This is a genomic window from Wenyingzhuangia sp. 2_MG-2023 (assembly GCF_030548295.1).
Classification (GTDB): Bacteria; Bacteroidota; Bacteroidia; order Flavobacteriales; family Flavobacteriaceae; genus Wenyingzhuangia.
The window spans coordinates 36,658-55,065 of sequence record NZ_JAUOSB010000008.1 but is presented as its reverse complement, the minus strand read 5'-3'; the positions used below and the strand labels follow the sequence as shown (position 1 = coordinate 55,065).

The window sequence follows — 18,408 nt, the reverse complement described above, 5'->3', positions numbered from 1 at the left end:
TCTAACGTTTAACATGGATACAGAAAACATACATAACGAAGATTTTTTAAAAGGAATTACCAACGGTAAAAACCCCTTTAAAACTCCTGAAAATTATTTTAAGACTTTTTCAGAGGACATTCACACATCTATTATAGAAGAACAATTTCCTACACAAACTGGGTTTTCAGTTCCTACTAATTACTTTAAAGAGTTTAAAGTTAATACCAAACCATCTAGAATTATTCAATTAATTCCATACATAAGCATTGCTGCTGCTATACTCGTTGGATTTTTTATTTTCAACAACAACAGCCAAAATCTTCAACTAAGTGATGAAGAGGTTATTCAGTATTTAACATATCAAGATGATATTGAGTACAACGAAATTATCAACAACATAGATATCAATATAAGTGCTTTTTTAGACTCTAACCTAGACAACACTCTTGTTAACATAGATCAATTATCTTTAGAGTTAAACGAATATGATATTGTAGAATTTTAATTATGAAAAAAAACATCACATTTATAGCATTCTTTTTAATTGGATTTTGTTTTTACGCACAACAAAAGAACAAAACTGACAAAAATGATATTAGAGCCGCTAGAATAAGCTTCATTACCGAAAAATTATCTCTAAGACCCAATCAAGCAGAAAAATTTTGGCCTGTATACAACACGTACAAAAACGAAACTTATGCTTTGATTAAGGCTAAAAATGAACTTCAAAAAAACATCAATTTCAACTCTTTGTCAGAACAACAAGCAGAGCAACTGTTTCGTGTAATTATAGATAAAGAACAGCAAATTTATGACAGAGCTCAAGAATTTCATCAAGACATAACCAAGGTTATTGATTATAAACAAATTTTAAAATTAAGAAATGCTGAAACTAATTTCAAGAAAAAATTACTAGAACACATTCAAAAAAAGAAAAATTAAATTAAAATTTTTTTCATCACTTTACTTTTTGCAACTGTTTCTAACCATTCGTTTTCAGGATTACTTTCAGATGTAATACCTCCGCCTATATATAAATTTGCGATGTGATTGTTTTCAATTGTAAAACACCTAAGATTTACAAATAAAGAAGTTTTTCCTTCTCTGTTTACCTCACCTAAGTAGCCTGTGTAAAAAGATCTGTGGTAATCCTCATTTTTTAAAATATACTGTTTGCTTTCTTGTTTTGGCAATCCGCAAACTGCTGGAGTTGGATGCAACAATTCAACAATTTTTTTCACATCCTTAACATTTTTTAACGTTCCTGTAATAGTAGTTTTTAAATGCAACAGATTCCCTGCGTTTACGGTTTCTACATCAGACAACAGTAATTTATCTACACTATTCTGTAAGTTGATTTTTATAAAATCTGCTACCATTTTCTGTTCTTCCAACTCTTTGTTCCCCCACGTAACATCTGTGGTTCCTTTGTAAGATTGTGTTCCTGCCAATGCCATGGTATGAAAAGTATCTCCCTTAACTTTTAACAACGTTTCTGGAGTAGCACCCATCCACAAACCAACAGCAGGATGAAACCAAATATATCCATATGCATTAGGGTATTGGTACAACAATTTTTCAAAAGCCAATACACTATCAAAATCTTTCAACACTACCTGTTCTTTTCTAGAAATAACAACTTTAGAAATTGATGTATTCTTGATAGTTTTAATTGCATTCTCCACCAAAGATATGTGCTTAACTTTGGAGATTGCATCTATAATTTCAACTTCTGAAATCTTCTGTGTTTTAAGGTTTATCCCCTCCTCCATTTTATCTGTAAAAACAATATCTGGCTGCAACAAATAAGCAGTTTCTATATCGTCAAAAGGAGCAAAAACATAACCACTTAAACTAAAATCATCAAAAAGATGCAAGTCAACTGATTGCTGAACAAAAAGAGTTACAAGTGTTTCGTTTGGATTTCTAAAAGCAACAAACGGCAAATTATGCCCTAAAGCTTTCTTAATTTCTTTTAATATTTTCAATTTAAAACAACTACTTAGATAATACAATATTTGTGATTTTGCACAAAGAGATTAGAACTCCTTCTTCATCGGTTATGGCAACTTGCCATAAATGAGTTGTTTTTCCTCTGTGCACGCATGTTGCTTTGGCAGTAACCAAACCTTGTCTTTTGCTTTTTAGGTGATTTGCAGAAATTTCTATTCCTTTTACTATAAATTTTTCAGGATCTATAAATAAAAAAGAGGCAGCACTTCCTACACTTTCTGCTAAGGCCACCGTTGCACCTCCGTGTAACAATCCCATGGGTTGGTGTACTTTACTCGTTACAGGCATTGTAGCTACTAAATAATCTGAACCAATCTCAGTATATTCAATTCCTAATGTTTCCATTAAGGTATTTTTAGAAAATTTATTGACTTGTTCTAACGCTTTTTTAAAATCCATTATTTGTATTTTAATTCCTGTAAAATTACGTATTTATTGACTTTTATAACTATTTTTGCCACATAAAGTACCTATTTAGATGATATATAAAATAAGAGTTGTTTTAGACACTAAGGAAGACGTTATCAGAACCCTACTAGTTGATTCTTCTACTACTTTAGAAGAATTTCATAAATTAATAGCCAAAGTTTTTGGTTTCAACGGTCAAGAAATGGCCTCTTTTTTTAGATCTGATGACGAATGGAATCAAGGTGAGGAAATTCCGTTATGCTCTATGGACGATGCTCCAGATGCTTTGTGCATGTCAACCACTACCTTAGAAAAAAATATAGAAGATCCCGAAGAAAAATTGATCTATTTGTATGATTATATGAATATGTGGACTTTTTACTGTGAATTGATTGAGGTTACTAAAACGACTGAAAACGAAATCCCAAAACTTATTTTATCTATTGGTGACACTCCTGAAAAAGCTCCTGAAAAAGAATTCAAAGCCGATAAATCAGACGATTTTGACTTAGATGATGATGATTTTGACACTCATTTTGATGAATTTGACAGCTTAGACGATTTAGATTTAGACAATTATTAAGTTAAAATCATATCTGTATACAATACAATGGTATCAAACCCTTTATTTGTAAAATAAGATTCTACATACAATTTTTGTCCTGTTACCAAAACAAAATCACCTCCCCATGCTCCCAAACTTTTGATTGCACCTGTGTAATCGGAAAACAATTTTTCCTTTACAGGTATAAGTTGTAGTAATTCTCCTATCAACTTTTCATGTTCGTTTAGCAACAACTCAAAATCTTCTATATTTTGAGTTGTCAAAAGCTTTTGTGTAATTTTATCTACCTTGGTAATAAGCTCTTTTTTATCTACAGACAAAGAACGATACATTTGAATACCTTCCTTACTATCTTGCTTATGATTCAAATACACAAAAAATAACTGATCTTTAAAAACGGGATTGAACCTCACTTTTTCAACCATTGGAGCAATCCCATTTCGTTTGTAGGTAATCGGAAATTTATTTTGAGCACAGGCAATGTCATAACCGCTACCTCCAAATGATTTTTCCAACAACTCAAAAGCATTGATTTTAGCCCATTGCGCAACGTTATTAATCAAAGTAGACGAAGTTCCTAGTCCCCATTTATTAGGAAAAGACAATTGTGTAACCACTTGTAATCCGTTACTATTTCTTAAGAAATCTGGATTCAAAATTTTGGCTGTTCTTAAAATTTCTTGAAGTGTTTTTGCAATTTTTTCACTGTTTAAATCTATTGAAGTGTGATTTAAAATAAGAAATGTTTCCAAATCAAACGTAGCTTGAAACCAACATTCATTTAAAACATTAAAACTTTTCCAAATTAATTGATTAGAATTCGTCGATTGAACCTCTAAAGATTGTCCATATTTCGTAGGCAGAGCCAAGGAAACAGCACCATCTAACACCAAATATTCTCCTGAAACCAACAACTTTCCGTTGCTATAAAACTGCTCCATTATGCCCTTATTTTTTCTAAAACTTCTGCAACTCCACTATAACTCACAATCTGTCCTTTCAAGGCTACTGTTACTTTTTCTTTCTCTTCTGCACTTGCCTCTAACTGATTTAAAATATTCACCAAATGCATTTTCATATGTCCTTCTTGAATTCCCGTTGTTGTCAAAGCTCTCAAAGCCGCATAATTTTGAGCCAAACCAGCCACAGCTACAATTTGCATCAATTCTTTAGCGGATGGATTGTGCAACATTTCTAATGATAACTTAGACAAAGGATGTGTACTTGTCAACCCTCCAACCGTTCCTAAAGCCAAAGGAATTTCTATAGAAAAAGTAAAAACACCATCTTCTATTTTACAAGAAGTCAAACTTTTATACGTTCCAGATTTTGCAGCATAGGCATGCACTCCAGCTTCTACGGCTCTAAAATCATTACCGGTAGCAATTACTACTGCATCTATTCCGTTCATCACTCCTTTGTTATGCGTTACCGCTCTGTGAGGTTCTACATTTGCAATTTCCACTGCTTGTTTCATTTTTTTGGCAAACAAAGCACCATCAGTAGGATGCAATTTTTCTACTTCACAACTTACAGAAGCTTTTACCAAACAATTAGGAACATAATTAGACAAAATACTCATCACAATCTGAATATCATCTTTCTTAAATTCTTCGGCCATCACCTCCAAACAAGAATTGATAAAATTAGCTCCCATAGAATCTTTGGTTTCAAAAGTGACATGAAGTTGGTAATAATTCTCCAAATCATCTGTTTTATCCCTCAATTCAATGTTTAATATTCCCCCTCCACGCTTTCGCATGTTTTTAGTTATATCTTGTGTTGCAGCAATTAGATCCTCTTTTTTAAACTTAAAGTAAGATTGCAGGTCCGACGTATTTCCTTCGTACATAAAATGAACTTGCCCTACTTTTACTGTATTGATAACTTCCGTTTTAAAACCTCCTTTGTCAGACCAAAATTTAGCAACCAAAGAAGCTGCTGCTACTACAGAACTTTCTTCAATAGCCATAGGAATGGTATACAAACGTCCGTTGATTACAAAATTAGGAGCCACACCAAAAGGCATGTAATAGTTAGAAATTGTGTTCTCTATAAAATCATCGTGCAACTGTTGCAGTTGTTCGTCAGAGTTCCAATACAAACTTAAAATTTCTCTTGCATTTGTATTTTCTTTTAAAAAATTAAATGCTATCCATTCAATTTTTTCTTCCTTGGTTAATTTGGAAAAACCTGAGACTAATTCTGCCATTTATTTTATCAATTGATTCAAGAAACAAATATACATTTATACATTCATATTTTACGACTATCTGTCTCTTCACCCTTTTTAAGCTCAAAACATTTTGTTAACTCCAAAAAGCAGCAAAAATATAATTCTTGATGGAGTAGGTTTAAAAACTCATAATGACATATTAGAAAAACTTGAGGAAGCTAAAACATCAATGCTAAATTTGAAGTCAACCTTATATATGGTTACAACTTAAATTCCCTATTCAAAACTTAATTAAAAACGGTTCTTTAATAGAGCAGTTTTTTTTATGCTTTTAAACAAGTCAAGCACTAAACAAAAAAATGTACTTTTGAACTTTTAAATTTAAATGTATGGAATTTGTATATGGTGGTAGTAAAACCAACCAAAAAGAAGTATTAGGACACCCTTCTGGTTTATTTGTATTGTTCTTTACTGAAATGTGGGAGCGTTTTTCATTTTATGGTATGAGAGTGCTATTGGTTAATTTTTTAACAATGGCGATTACAGGAGTAGATAATCCAGGTTGGGGATGGAGTGCAGAACAAGCAGGTGCGCTATTTGGTACTTATGCTGGTTTGCTTTACCTAACCCCTTTGATTGGTGGTATTGTTGCAGACAAACTTACCGGATACAAATGGGCTGTAGTTATTGGAGCAGGTATCATGACCTTGGGTCATGCTTCTATGGCTTTAGAAACAGAGGCTTCTTTATATATCGGATTGACACTTTTGGTATTAGGTACAGGTTTTTTCAAACCCAATATGACTTCTATTATTTCCGAAATGTATAAAAAAGCTCCTCAGAAAAAGGATGGTGCATACACTATTTATTATATGGGAGTAAACGCTGGAGCCTTTTTTGGAATGATGCTTTGTGGATATTTAGCAGAAACTCAAGGTTGGGCTTATGGTTTTGGTTTGGCAGGTATATTCATGCTTTTTGGTACCATACAATTTTGGCTTTCTTCTCCTCTATTTGGTAAAATAGGCGAAGTTCCTAAAAAAGAAATAAAGCCAATCATTAGTACCGAAGAGAAACAAAAACCTAATGAAAAAACAAATCCATTTACTACTTTAGATAAAATTTTAATTGTTATTTGTTCGGTTATAGGACTTTTGTATTTGTTAGACGATCCTAGTTCTAAAATTGCAAATTTTCATTTATTACCAACAACTCTTATTGGAGATTCCACAAATTTATCTGGTGCAACACAATGTGTTTTAATAGGATTAGGACTTTTCCTTTTCTTAATTATTAGTAGAATTCTTAGATATGAAAATATTGTAAAAGACAGAATGGTTGCATTGATCATTTTTGCTGTTTTTACCATTTTCTTTTGGATGTCTTTTGAACAAGGTGCTACCTCATTGATTATTTTTGCAAGAGATTATACTCAGCGTGAATTGATTGGAAATTATGCCATTGCCTATAATATTATCAATACGTTATTAACCGTAATTCCTTTGGCTATTATTTCATGGGTATTGTTCTTGTTATACAAACAAACTCACAAACTTATTAAAGTTTCAAATATTATTTTAATTGTTAGTTTCTTAGCAATCTGGGTAATTGTTGGAGGAATGATTTATGGTCAATTTAAATCTGAAACAACCATCGTAACTGTTTCTTGGTTTAGTACCTTAAACTCCTTTTTCATTATTGCATTTGCCTCTTTCTTCTCTAAATGGTGGGAAAGTAAATACAATCCAAGTTCTGCTCAAAAATATAGTTTAGGTCTAATTTTATTAGGAATAGGCTTTGCATTTTTAGCATTTGGAGCCAATACAATTCCTTCTGATACTGTTGCAGGAACTTTCCGAGTTAGTATGATTTGGTTGATTTTTGCTTATTTATTCCACACTATGGGTGAACTCTGTTTGTCTCCTGTTGGTTTGTCACAAGTAAGTAAGCTTGTACCAGCAAGAATGATTGGTTTTATGTACGGAATGTGGTATTTAGCCATTGCTATAGGTAACAAAGTTGCGGGTTCTTTAGGTGGACAAATTGAAGCGATTACAGAAAAATACGATCTTTCTACGTTCTTCTTAATCTTTACTTTTGTTCCTATTATTGCTGGAGTGATTATTGCTTTTTTAAACAAAACTTTGGTACGAAAAATGCACGGTATAAATTAGCAACACTGTAAGTAGATTGTAAAAACATCGACTTAATACCAAAACAAAGAGAGCAATGAAACAATTATTATTTACACTACTTATCATACCGGCATTCCTTTTTGCAAACAATCCTGAACCCAAAAAGGTAAATTGGATTAGTTTTGAAAAAGCTATAGAATTGGCCAAAATCAATCCAAAACCCATAATTATTGATGTGTATACAGATTGGTGTGGTTGGTGCCATAGAATGGATGCAACAACATATAGTAATGAGAAAATTGTAGATTACATTAATGACAATTATTATGCTGTAAAATTTAATGCTGAACAAAAAGAAGTTATTGAATACAAAGGTGAAACTTTTAACTTTATAGACGATGGTCGTAACGGTGTTCACGAACTGGCATATGTTCTTTTGAGAGGAAATTTAGGATATCCTTCTACGGTTTTCTTAGATAAAAACACAAACTATATAGAAGTTGTTCCTGGTTTTTTACAACCAACTCAAATGGAAAAGAGTCTAAAAGCAAATTTTAAGGAATAATAAAAGCTCCTTTTTCAGCTATCACATACGAAGGCACTTGTAATTTTTTACAGGTGCTTTTCCATTTCAATACATTGTTTGCGTAGTTAGATGCATCAATCACTACTTTTTTAGGTTGTATTTCCTTTAACAATCGTTCAAAATTAACTTTAGGATTTTCCGTAATAATTAAAATCATATTTGACTCCTTTACAACGCTCTTTAAGTTTTTTTGAGAAACCACTAAATAACGATTTTCACGGTATTTAAAAATCTTGTTTTCTATAATTTTTGTATCCTTTGTTTGGTTTCTTACTTTGTTTGACGTCAGGTTAAAACAATCTCTTGCAGTCAAGGAATCTTTTCCTATTACATACAGTTTTGTTCCTTTTCTGAGTGTAATCAAGGAGGTGTAATTATTATAAATCAACAGTTCTTCTTTTTGTACTGCTTGATAATTTTGATACAAACATGTCAACTGAAAAATAACAATAGTCCCTAAAAACAATGCAAAATTTCTACTCTTACTTGTAGACATCCATAACCACAAACCTAGAGCTACCAGATAATAACACATTATGTAAGAAACACTAAAAAACACTTCTCTAACAATCAATGTGTCAATTGCAGATAATTGCTGAATAATGTTTAGATAAAAGATTATAAATGTATCAAATGCTTTCTCTACCCAAAATAAGGAGTTCACAAATAGTAATTTTAACAACACAATCAATCCTCCATAGAGCACAAGTGGCAACAGAGAAACAGCAAAGAAGTTGGCGATTAAAAACTGAAAAGGAAATTGATGAAAATAATACAAACTCAAGGGTAAAACTCCTAATTGAGCAATGATGGAGACCAACAAAACATCCATAAAATATTTAGCTATCTTGTTTTTCAAGTTTATTCTTTTAGCCAACAAAGGATAAAAAACCACAATACTAATCACTGCCGCATAGCTCAATTGAAAACCAACATCCAATAAAAAATTCGGTTTTACAAGCAATAAAACTAGCATGGAACTAATGATTGGCTCTAATAACAAGTTCTTTCTATACACTAATTTAGATACCGAAATAAAGCTAAACATGGTAACACAACGAACCACGGAACTAGACAGTCCTGAGAAAATTGCAAAACACCACAAACAAGTTAAAACAAGAAAAACATACACATAATTCCCATATTTTATTCTTTTTAAAAAACCAAAAGTAAATAGCAACAATAAATACAAAACCCCAACATGCATTCCAGAAATAGCGATCAAATGCACCACACCAGCATCGGTAAAAGAGGTTTGCATTTCATCAGAAATAGACTCTCTATCTCCTAACAACATCGCCATCATTAGCCCCTTGGTATTCTCAGAAATTTTTGCTTTTTGAAGCTGCTCAACAATCCGATTTCTGAATCGCTGAATTCTCATTAAAACTGAAATTGAAGTCCCTTTTAAAAGGTAATTTTCAAGTCTTATTTTTCCATAAACATCTTTATTCTCTAAGTAAGATCGATAATTAAAATCATAAGGAGATGTAGGTAAATTAATATTATTGATGTTACTTTTACACAACAATTGATCTCCTATTTGAAGAGAGTCTTTTGCGTTTTTGGGGATTTCAACGAGAATTTTTCCATAACTTTTTTGATGATGAATCGCATTGACATTTGCATAAAATCGAAAGTACTTCTTACTTGATTTTATTTTTTGGCTAAGCGTTAGCTCTATATTTTCTTTGCCAAAGTTTTGGTGACGGTAATGATTTTTAACATTCAAATCATTGTTTAAAAACTGAGAACACCAAGAAGCACAACAGCCAAATAAAACAATGAATACAAAAAACAAACTTGTGTTGCCAAACCTACTTTTCTTTTTGTTTAGCACTATCAACACAACAAAAAGTAGCATTAACAAACCAAAGGAAAGTCCCAAAACAAGCGTGTTATTAATAGGGAATAAAATCCCAAACAACACACCTAGCAGTACCTGAAAAGGTATGTATGTGTAAATCAATTTCATAGCATTCTAAAGCTATGAAAAAATAATTTAGTGTCCTAAAATACTGTTTGCCAACTTTTCTGAAGCTCCTACTCCACCCAATTTTTCATGCAATTCTTTATAGTCAGATAGCATTTTAACTCTTCCTTTTTCTGATAAAATAAGTTGTAATTCTTTTGTCAATTGTTGTTGATTGCATTCCTGCTGAATCAATTCTTTAACCACTTCTCGATCCATAACCAAATTGACCAAAGAAATATAGTTCAACTTTACCAACTTACTGGCAATATAATACGTTAAACCACTGGTTTTGTAACAGACAACTTGTGGCACTTTAAACAATGCAGTTTCTAAAGTTGCCGTTCCAGAAGTAACCAATGCAGCTGTAGAAATTGACAACAAATCGTACGTTTTATTGTTGATAAACTTTACATTAGAACTTCCTATAAATTGTTCATAGAATTCATCACTTTTACTTGGAGCACCCGCAATAACAAACTGATATTCTTTAAAAACATCTACCACAGACAACATTACACTCAAAATTTTTGTGATTTCTTGCGTTCTACTTCCTGGTAATAAAGCTATAATCGGTTTGATGCCCAAATGGTGTTCTTTCCTAAAATCTGACTCAACAACTTTTGCTCTTTGGTGAATGGCATCTAACAATGGATTCCCAACGTAGTTTACAGGAAAATGATGTTTGTTTTCATAATAATCAATCTCAAAAGGAAAGATAACATGCATTTGATCTACATCCCTTTTTATTTTATGAATTCTACTTTCTTTCCAAGCCCATATTTTAGGTGAAATATAATAATGAACTTTGATTCCGTTCTTTTTAGCAAACTCAGCTATTCTTAGATTAAACCCAGGATAATCAATCAAAATCAACATATCTGGCTGAAAAGCAATCAAGTCTTTTTTACAAAAATCGATGTTCTTAAAAATGGTTCTGATATTTTTCAACACCTCTAAAACCCCCATAAAGGCCAACTCTCGGTAATGTTTTACCAAAGTTCCTCCTACACTTTGCATCAAATCACCTCCAAAAAAACGAAACTCAGCTTGAGGGTCTTTTTCCAACAATGATTTCATCAAATTGGATGCATGCAAGTCTCCAGAAGCCTCTCCTGCTATCAAATAATATTTCATTTAAGCTATTTTTAAAAAAGCAAAAAACAAGGCCAATAGCACAACCGCCATTAAAACACCTCTTGCTTTGTAAATTTGATTTCTTTTGATCAACAAATGAAAAACCAATACGTTGGGCAACGTTCCTAGTGTAATCACTTTGGTAATCAAGCCACTTTCAAATAATTTCACAAAAACATTTTCTATAGATTGTTTAGGAAACATAATTGTAACGTATAAAACAGCTCCTATAGCACTTACAACCAAACCGAGAACGGTTCCTATTAGTATTTGTTTGTAAATATTATTCATTTAATTTCCAAGTATTCAGTTTTTGTATCATGTGATGAGCTGTTAAATCAAATTGAATGGGCACCAAAGATATGTAATTTTGTTCAAGCCAATATTCATCTGTATCTTCTCCTGCATCCAAATTTTCAAACTCCCCGGTCAGCCAAAAATATTCACGTCCCATTGGACTCATTCTTTTGTCAAACTTTTCTTTCCAATTGGCTCTTGCTTGTCTACAAACCTTTACTCCTTTGTATGGATTTTCAGATTTTTTAGGAAAATTTACATTCAGCACCACTCCATCTGGCAATCCTTTTTCTAAAACTTCTTTCGCTATTTTGTAAACATAATCTTGAGCTTCGCTAAAATCTACATCTTTAGAAAAATCACACAAAGAAAACCCTATAGAAGGAATCCCCTCAATACCTGCTTCTATGGCAGCACTCATAGTTCCTGAATAAATAACACTGATAGAGGAATTGCTTCCATGATTGATTCCCGAAACACACATATCTGGTTTGGTGTCTAATACTTCATTAATAGCCAGCTTTACACAATCTGCAGGAGTTCCTGTACAAGCAATTTCTGCAATTGCATCTCCGTCTATCTTCTGTGGTTTTAACTCTAAAATAGCATCAATTGTAATTGCGTGCCCTTTACCACTTTGAGGTTTGTCTGGTGCTACAACATACACATCTCCTAATTTGCACATTTCGGCAATTAAAACTCTAATTCCAAGAGCAGTAATCCCATCATCATTCGTAACTAAAATTTTTGGCCTGTTTTTTGTCATAATTGGTCAATTGTAATACAAATTTAACATAATATGTTCAGGAAATAACATCTAGAAAAATTCAGTTTGATAATTAATTTAATTGCCTTTAAAAACTTACTTTAGTAGTCTTTATATACAGAATCACTCGTTTTTATGAAAAAAAAACTCAATCAATTTTACATCTTAGCATTAATTGCAGGAGTATCAATATTTTACAGCTTTAAAACAAACAAAGGAGAACAAATCCCTCCAAAAGATCAAATTCTAATTGAAGCTCTAAGAGTGATTTTAGAAAAAGGTCATTACGAACCCAAATTGATCAACGATACTTTTTCGGAAGCTATTTTTGATAATTTTATTGAAAACTTAGATCCTTACAAAAGATATTTTTTAGCTCCAGATATTGCACATCTTAAAAAATATTACCACGATATTGACAATCAAATTATACGTGCAAAGTTTGACTTTTACAAAGAAGCTACGACTATTTTTGCACAGCGATTGAAAGAGTCTGAATCTTACTATCAAGAAATTTTGAATAAAAAATTCAATTATTCTGTAAAAGAATCTATCTCTTTAGATGAAAAATCATCAGAATTTCCAATCAATGAAAATGCGAGAAAAGATGTATGGAGAAAACATTTAAAGTTTTCTACCATTAACAAGTTGAACGATTACTTAAAAGAAGAGGAAGACAAAGTAAAAGACGACAAAAACTACAAGTCTATCAGTTTTGACGAATTGGAGAAAAAAGCGAGAAACAAAACTTTAGAAAGTATCAAAGATTTGTTTTATTATGAAAACCAAACTCCAGATGATGACCGATTTGCTATTTTCTTAAATTGTATTACAGCACAATTTGACCCACATACCAGTTATTTTGCTCCAGACATGAAAAAGAGATTTGACTCTAGCATGGCGGGTTCTATAGAAGGAATTGGTGCTAGACTATCTGACGAAAGAGGATACACAAAAATTGTAGAATTGATTCCTGGAGGACCTGCATACAAGCAAGGTGATTTAGAGGTAGGAGATTTTATTGTAAAAGTAGCACAAGGAGAAAAAGATGAACCTACGGATATTGTAGGAATGCGTTTGTCTGATGCCATTGAATTGATCAAAGGAAAAAAGGGAACAACTGTAGTATTAACCGTAAAAAAAGTAGACAATACCTACAAGAAAATTTCTATTGTAAGAGATATTGTTGAGTTTGAAGACACGTTTGTTAAATCTTCTATCACTATAAAAGATGGAAAAAAATACGGAATTATTCACTTGCCTAAATTTTATATCGATTTTAGCAAACAAAAGCAGAGAAATTCTGGAATTGACATGCGAAAAGAAATTGAAGCACTGAAAAAAGAAGGAATTAAAGGACTGGCTATTGATTTGCGTAACAATGGAGGTGGATCATTAAGTACTGCCATAGATATTGCTGGATTGTTTATAGACAAAGGACCTGTGGTACAAGTAAAATACAAAGATAATGATCCTGATATTAGAGAAGATACAGACAGCAAAATAGTTTGGGATGGTCCTTTGGTTATTATGGTAAACGAATTGTCTGCTTCTGCTTCTGAGATTTTAGCTGCAGCTATGCAAGATTACCACAGAGCAATTATTATAGGTAGTAAACAAACTTATGGAAAAGGAACCGTACAAAACATTCTCCCTATCAATCAATACATAAATTACAGTGAAGATTTAGGTGCTTTAAAACTAACCATCCAGAAGTTTTATAGAATTAATGGTGGTTCTACTCAATTAAAAGGAGTTAGTTCGGATATTGTAATGCCAGATCGTTATCATTATTTGAATATTGCCGAAAGTGAATTAGATGCTCCTCTAAACTGGGATCAAATTGCAAAAGCAAACTACAATCCAAAAGAATATTATTCTAATTTTTCTCAAGTAGTTATAGATATGCAAAAACAAATCAACAGCAATCCACAGTTTAACAAAATAGATGCTTATGCCAAATGGTTGAAAAACAATCAAGACAATGTAACTTATTCTTTAAATTTAAAAAATTACCAAGAAGATCAAGACAAATTGAATTCTGAGGCAAAACAATACAAAGACATTTTAAAATACAATTCTCCATATGAATTCTCTTTTCCTAGTTACGAGAAATTATTGGTAAAAAATGATAGTATTTTAAGAGATAAAAGAGTTGCTTGGCACAAAAATTTACAAGAAGATATTTACATCAACGAAGCTATAGAAACGTTAAGCAAACTAAAAGTTGTAAAATAATTGAGTATTTCTATCAAAACATTTTCTAAAAATATATTAGCCAACCTTTGTGTTGGCTTTATATGTTTGGGGAGTTTGATTGCTTTGTTTGCTTATTTTATAGCACCAGATGCTACTGCCAATGCAAATACGATGCATGTAACCATACAAACCAAACCACCTGGTTTTACTACCTATGTTTTGCAAGAAATACAACCAACTAACGATCAAACTTTGTGGGATCGTTTTTTAAATGGTAAAAACACCTTTGTAAAAGAAACTCCTATACAAGACGATTTTATCATCGGTAAAAAAAAGATTCAATACAAGCCTCAACTACAAGAAGAGTTTCTATCTGTTTCCAAAAAAGAAAACTTAAATATTGTCAAAAAAACATTTTGGTTAGGGACAGATAAATATGGGAGAGATTTGCTAAGTAGATTGATTGTAGGTGCTCGTATTTCCTTTTCTATTGGAATTGTTGCTGTTAGTATTTCTTTACTTATCGGTTTGCTTTTAGGGGCTATGGCTGGATATTTTGGTGGAATTGTAGACAGCATCATCATGTGGTTTATCAACGTTACTTGGTCTATCCCTACCATTTTATTAGTCATTGCGATTACTGTAAGTTTGGGAAAAGGATTGTGGCAAATATATTTAGCGGTAGGATTAACGATGTGGGTAGAAGTTGCTAGAGTGGTAAGAGGACAAACCAAAAGCATTAAAAACTTGCAATACATAGAAGCTGCCAAAGTACTTGGATTGTCTGATTTACAAATCATCATCAAACATATTTTGCCTAACATTATCGGTCCCGTTATTGTTATCTCTGCCTCAAATTTTGCTGCTTCTATTTTGGTAGAAAGTGGTTTGAGTTTTTTAGGTCTTGGAGCACAACCACCTACTCCATCTTGGGGAATTATTATTAAAAATCATTACAATTACATTGTTACAGGTAAAGCCTATTTGGCTGTAATTCCAGGAGCTTTGATTGTTATGCTTGTACTTTCTTTTATGATTATCGGAAATCTTTTGAGAGATCGATGGGATGTTAAAAATTAAGCTTTTTATTATTTGAACCATATTTGCTCTTATTGAATCATACGTTGCCTTTATCATCTTTTTCTTGTTTTATTTTTAGCTTTTAAATAAAGAAAACATAAGGCTATCATGAAACAACTCTTTTCGCTTTTTTTACTTTTATCACTAAATTTTAGCGCTCAAAATTTACCTGTAGGTTTTCCTACAACAGACAGAACCAAATTGAACTTAAATCACGGTTGGAAATTTCATTTAGGAGACTCCAAAGCTAAAAACTATTTAAAAACCATTGATGATTCCAATTGGGAAATTGTAAATGTACCTCACACTCTAAAGCTAACTTCTTTAACTCTAGACGGTCTAGATGATGACAAAACACAACTAATTTTTCATAGAAATGTTGGTTGGTATCGTAAAAACATATCAGTAAAAAAATCTCAAAAAAAAGTATTCTTAGAGTTTGAAGGAGCCCATCAGGTTACTGATTTATGGGTAAATGGAATTCATGTGGGTCAACATGCTGTTGGTGGTTACACTCCTTTTCATTTTGACATTACAGACTATGTACAAAAAGGAACAAACAATCAAATCACCTTGATGGTAGACAACAGAAGAAATGAAACCATTCCTCCTGATCCAGGACCTTTTGACTATGTAAAGTTTAGTGGTTTGTATAGAGATGTATACCTAGTAGAAACCAATTCTGTACATGTTACTTTTAACTGGGAGAGTTTAAACTCGGGTGTTAATATTACCACTCCTACTATTGATGTTGTCAACAAAAACGCAACAATTAACATAAAAACCTCAATAAAAAATGAAAGTAAGCAAGAAGTTGATTGTCAAATAAAAACTTTGATTATAGACCACAGAGGACTGGTGGTTTTGAAATTAGAAGATGAAATAAAAATAACAGAAGGACAAGAATTTCAATTCAATCAAATAGGTAGTCTAGAAGATAATGTACACTTTTGGAATATTGAAAACCCTTATTTATATCGTGTAAATAGCATTATATCTGTAAACAATAAAAATATAGATTTTGTTGAAAACAAAATAGGTTTGAGAAAGTTTGAATTAGATCCAATAAGAGGTTTTTTATTAAACAACAAACCTATCAAATTGATTGGAGCCAACAGACATCAACAATTTCCGTACATTGGAGATGCAGTTCCAAACCAATTACACAAAAAAGATATTTTGCAATTTAAAGAATATGGATTTAACATTATTCGTACTGCTCACTATCCACAAGACAATTCTTTAATTGAAGCTTGCGATGAGTTGGGTGTTTTAGTTTACGAAGAAGCTCCTACTTGGGTCTCTATTTCTCAAAATGATGCTTGGTGGAATAATTTAGAAAAAGCCGCACGTACTTTAGTCAGAAATCACAGAAATCACCCTTCAATTGTTATGTGGGGAGCAGGTGTAAATCACAGAGGTTATGTTCCAAGAATTCACAACACCATCAAACAAGAAGACCCAACAAGATTAACAGCTTCTCAAGGTGCCCGTTGGACAGGATGGCAAACTTCTGGTTTGACAGACATCAATGCAAATATGCTTTACGGACCATTTATTTGGGATCGTACTGAACCTATGTTTGCTATGGAAGGTAGACATGGTGCAGCGGCTGTAGCTCCTTACAAAAGAGATCCTTTAATGACAGGATTGATTTCTTGGACAGCTCATGCTTATTACACTTTTCATCCTACGCATGCAAAAGCTAAAAGCGCTATTGATAGAACCAGAAGCGGTATGATGACTATTTTTAGATACCCAAGACCTGAATTGGATTGGTACAAAGCCGAATTGAGATCAGAGCCTTTTGTGAAAATTTTGGAAGACTGGAAAGAAACCACCAAAGACATAACCGTATATAGCAATGCCGATGAAGTTGAATTGTTTGTAAACGGAAGTAGTCTTGTCAAAAGTAAAGCGAGTAAAGATACGGTATACAACGGTTTAGACCACGCTCCTTTTATATTTAAAAACATCTACTATCAAAAAGGGAAACTAACAGCAAAAGCTTATTTTAAAAATGGAAAAACATTAATTACAGAAAAAAGAACACCTGAAAAACCCACTGCAATTCAACTAAAAATAGATACCAATAACAGAACTTTTACTGCAGACGGAAATGACATTATAGTAGCGTATGCAACTATTGTAGACAAAAACGGAACTATTATTACTGATGCAGAAAACAAAATTACATTTACGGTAAACAAAGATGCAACCATTGTTGGTGATCAAAAAAACATCAATTCCAACCCAATGTTTCCAGAATACGGTGTTGCACCTGTTTTGATTCGCGCTGGTGAACAAACCGGTTTGATTACTTTAAAAGCAAAATCAAAAGGCTTAAAATCAGCCAAAGATACTGTCCGATTGATAGCTAAAATAAACGATGAAATATTAAAAAACGCAGCAACTATATACGATTACAAAAAAGAAAGAGTAGATATAGGAGCTGAAGGACAACTTACACAATTCGGATGGAATCCTTGGAATGGCAACGAAAATAACATCAATAGCTATTCTTTCAAATCTTTTAAAGGAACTGTTGCGGAGCTTAAAAACTCATCAGATGATGGCATTTTACGCTGGTTAGGAGAAATGAACGTTATTGGTAAATATGGGTTTGCTTATGGTGATGGTGTTATTTCTATTCATAAAAAAGGGCTTAATTTGGTGCTCAGAAATCTACCAAAAGGAACTTACAAATTGACAACATGGCACCATGCACCTAGAACCAATTCCGATTTGATGGATCCAAACCAAGAACAAATGAAAGCCAAATCTATTTACAAATTGCCTTATGAAAAAAAGGTCTTGGTGACTAGTACACAATCACTAGAAAAACACCCTATAACTTCTAAAATAACAGAAGGAAAAAACATGCAATGGGATTTGCCAGGAACTTCCGAAATCATCATTAGTTCAGACGGAAAAAAGGAAATAATCATCAATTACAATGGTACAGGAAACAAAGGAATTTGGCTAAATGCTATTGAACTAACAGAGTGGAATGTGAATTTATAACCATACAATAAAAAATGCTTCTAAGAAACACATGTTTTTAGAAGCATTTTTTTCTTACATCATTATCT

Annotated in this window: 16 protein-coding genes; 8 read left to right on the top strand and 8 right to left on the bottom strand. The window is 32.4% G+C overall.

The genetic code is table 11. The features are described 5' to 3' along the window. The first annotated feature begins 13 nt into the window (after positions 1-13). Positions 14-487, top strand: a complete 474-nt coding sequence (locus Q4548_RS10245; RefSeq protein WP_303454533.1) for a hypothetical protein — start codon at positions 14-16, stop codon at positions 485-487. Between the two features lie 2 nt (positions 488-489). Next, on the top strand, positions 490-924 hold the full coding sequence (locus tag Q4548_RS10240; RefSeq protein WP_303454530.1) for a hypothetical protein: 435 nt from the start codon (positions 490-492) through the stop codon (positions 922-924). On the opposite strand, the gene Q4548_RS10235 is transcribed toward Q4548_RS10240, so the two are convergent. Continuing rightward, positions 921-1,970 carry a chorismate-binding protein gene (locus tag Q4548_RS10235; RefSeq protein WP_303454527.1) on the bottom strand — a complete coding sequence of 350 codons (1,050 nt, stop codon included), beginning with the start codon at positions 1,968-1,970 and terminating at the stop codon, positions 921-923. The two genes, Q4548_RS10240 and Q4548_RS10235, sit on opposite strands and share 4 nt — an antisense overlap. A 10-nt stretch (positions 1,971-1,980) precedes the next feature. Then, positions 1,981-2,394 carry a PaaI family thioesterase gene (locus tag Q4548_RS10230; RefSeq protein WP_303454524.1) on the bottom strand — a complete coding sequence of 138 codons (414 nt, stop codon included), beginning with the start codon at positions 2,392-2,394 and terminating at the stop codon, positions 1,981-1,983. Positions 2,395-2,473: 79 nt separating this feature from the next. Here Q4548_RS10230 and Q4548_RS10225 point away from each other — a divergent pair, with 79 nt between their 5' ends. Next, entirely contained in the window at positions 2,474-2,986 is a 513-nt protein-coding gene (locus tag Q4548_RS10225; RefSeq protein ID WP_303454522.1) for an IS1096 element passenger TnpR family protein, read from the top strand. On the opposite strand, the gene Q4548_RS10220 is transcribed toward Q4548_RS10225, so the two are convergent. Beyond that, positions 2,983-3,909, bottom strand: a complete 927-nt coding sequence (locus Q4548_RS10220; RefSeq protein ID WP_303454520.1) for a GYDIA family GHMP kinase — start codon at positions 3,907-3,909, stop codon at positions 2,983-2,985. The genes Q4548_RS10225 and Q4548_RS10220 overlap by 4 nt on opposite strands. Then, positions 3,909-5,180 (bottom strand): hydroxymethylglutaryl-CoA reductase, degradative, encoded by a 1,272-nt coding sequence (locus Q4548_RS10215; RefSeq protein WP_303454517.1) that lies wholly within the window; start codon positions 5,178-5,180, stop codon positions 3,909-3,911. Before Q4548_RS10215 ends, Q4548_RS10220 begins: the two co-directional genes overlap by 1 nt. Positions 5,181-5,533: 353 nt before the next feature. Here Q4548_RS10215 and Q4548_RS10210 point away from each other — a divergent pair, with 353 nt between their 5' ends. Both Q4548_RS10210 and Q4548_RS10205 read left to right on the top strand, forming a co-directional pair. After that, entirely contained in the window at positions 5,534-7,318 is a 1,785-nt protein-coding gene (locus tag Q4548_RS10210; protein WP_303454515.1) for a peptide MFS transporter, read from the top strand. A 55-nt stretch (positions 7,319-7,373) separates the two neighbouring features. Beyond that, complete coding sequence (locus tag Q4548_RS10205; protein ID WP_303454513.1) at positions 7,374-7,844, top strand: DUF255 domain-containing protein; 471 nt, start codon at positions 7,374-7,376, stop codon at positions 7,842-7,844. Here Q4548_RS10205 and Q4548_RS10200 read toward each other — a convergent pair. Genes Q4548_RS10200 through surE form a run of 4 tightly spaced genes read right to left on the bottom strand, consistent with a single transcriptional unit; the run spans position 7,834 to position 12,037 of the window. After that, positions 7,834-9,840 (bottom strand): ComEC/Rec2 family competence protein, encoded by a 2,007-nt coding sequence (locus Q4548_RS10200; RefSeq protein WP_303454511.1) that lies wholly within the window; start codon positions 9,838-9,840, stop codon positions 7,834-7,836. The genes Q4548_RS10205 and Q4548_RS10200 overlap by 11 nt on opposite strands. A gap of 27 nt (positions 9,841-9,867) precedes the next feature. Continuing rightward, a complete protein-coding gene (gene lpxB / locus Q4548_RS10195) occupies positions 9,868-10,974 on the bottom strand; it encodes a lipid-A-disaccharide synthase (RefSeq protein ID WP_303454509.1) in 1,107 nt (368 codons plus the stop codon). Beyond that, on the bottom strand, positions 10,975-11,265 hold the full coding sequence (locus Q4548_RS10190; RefSeq protein WP_303454508.1) for a hypothetical protein: 291 nt from the start codon (positions 11,263-11,265) through the stop codon (positions 10,975-10,977). After that, positions 11,258-12,037 (bottom strand): 5'/3'-nucleotidase SurE, encoded by a 780-nt coding sequence (gene surE / locus Q4548_RS10185; RefSeq protein WP_303454506.1) that lies wholly within the window; start codon positions 12,035-12,037, stop codon positions 11,258-11,260. The genes Q4548_RS10190 and surE overlap by 8 nt, the downstream gene beginning before the upstream one ends. Before the next feature lie 135 nt (positions 12,038-12,172). Here surE and Q4548_RS10180 point away from each other — a divergent pair, with 135 nt between their 5' ends. The 3 genes from Q4548_RS10180 to Q4548_RS10170 all read left to right on the top strand — a co-directional run bounded on the left by Q4548_RS10180 (position 12,173) and on the right by Q4548_RS10170 (position 18,340). Further along, positions 12,173-14,275 (top strand): carboxy terminal-processing peptidase, encoded by a 2,103-nt coding sequence (locus Q4548_RS10180; protein ID WP_303454504.1) that lies wholly within the window; start codon positions 12,173-12,175, stop codon positions 14,273-14,275. 6 nt (positions 14,276-14,281) lie between these two features. Continuing rightward, on the top strand, positions 14,282-15,316 hold the full coding sequence (locus tag Q4548_RS10175) for an ABC transporter permease (protein WP_408068632.1): 1,035 nt from the start codon (positions 14,282-14,284) through the stop codon (positions 15,314-15,316). Between the two features lie 108 nt (positions 15,317-15,424). After that, complete coding sequence (locus tag Q4548_RS10170) at positions 15,425-18,340, top strand: glycoside hydrolase family 2 TIM barrel-domain containing protein (protein ID WP_303454499.1); 2,916 nt, start codon at positions 15,425-15,427, stop codon at positions 18,338-18,340. Positions 18,341-18,408 lie beyond the last annotated feature (68 nt).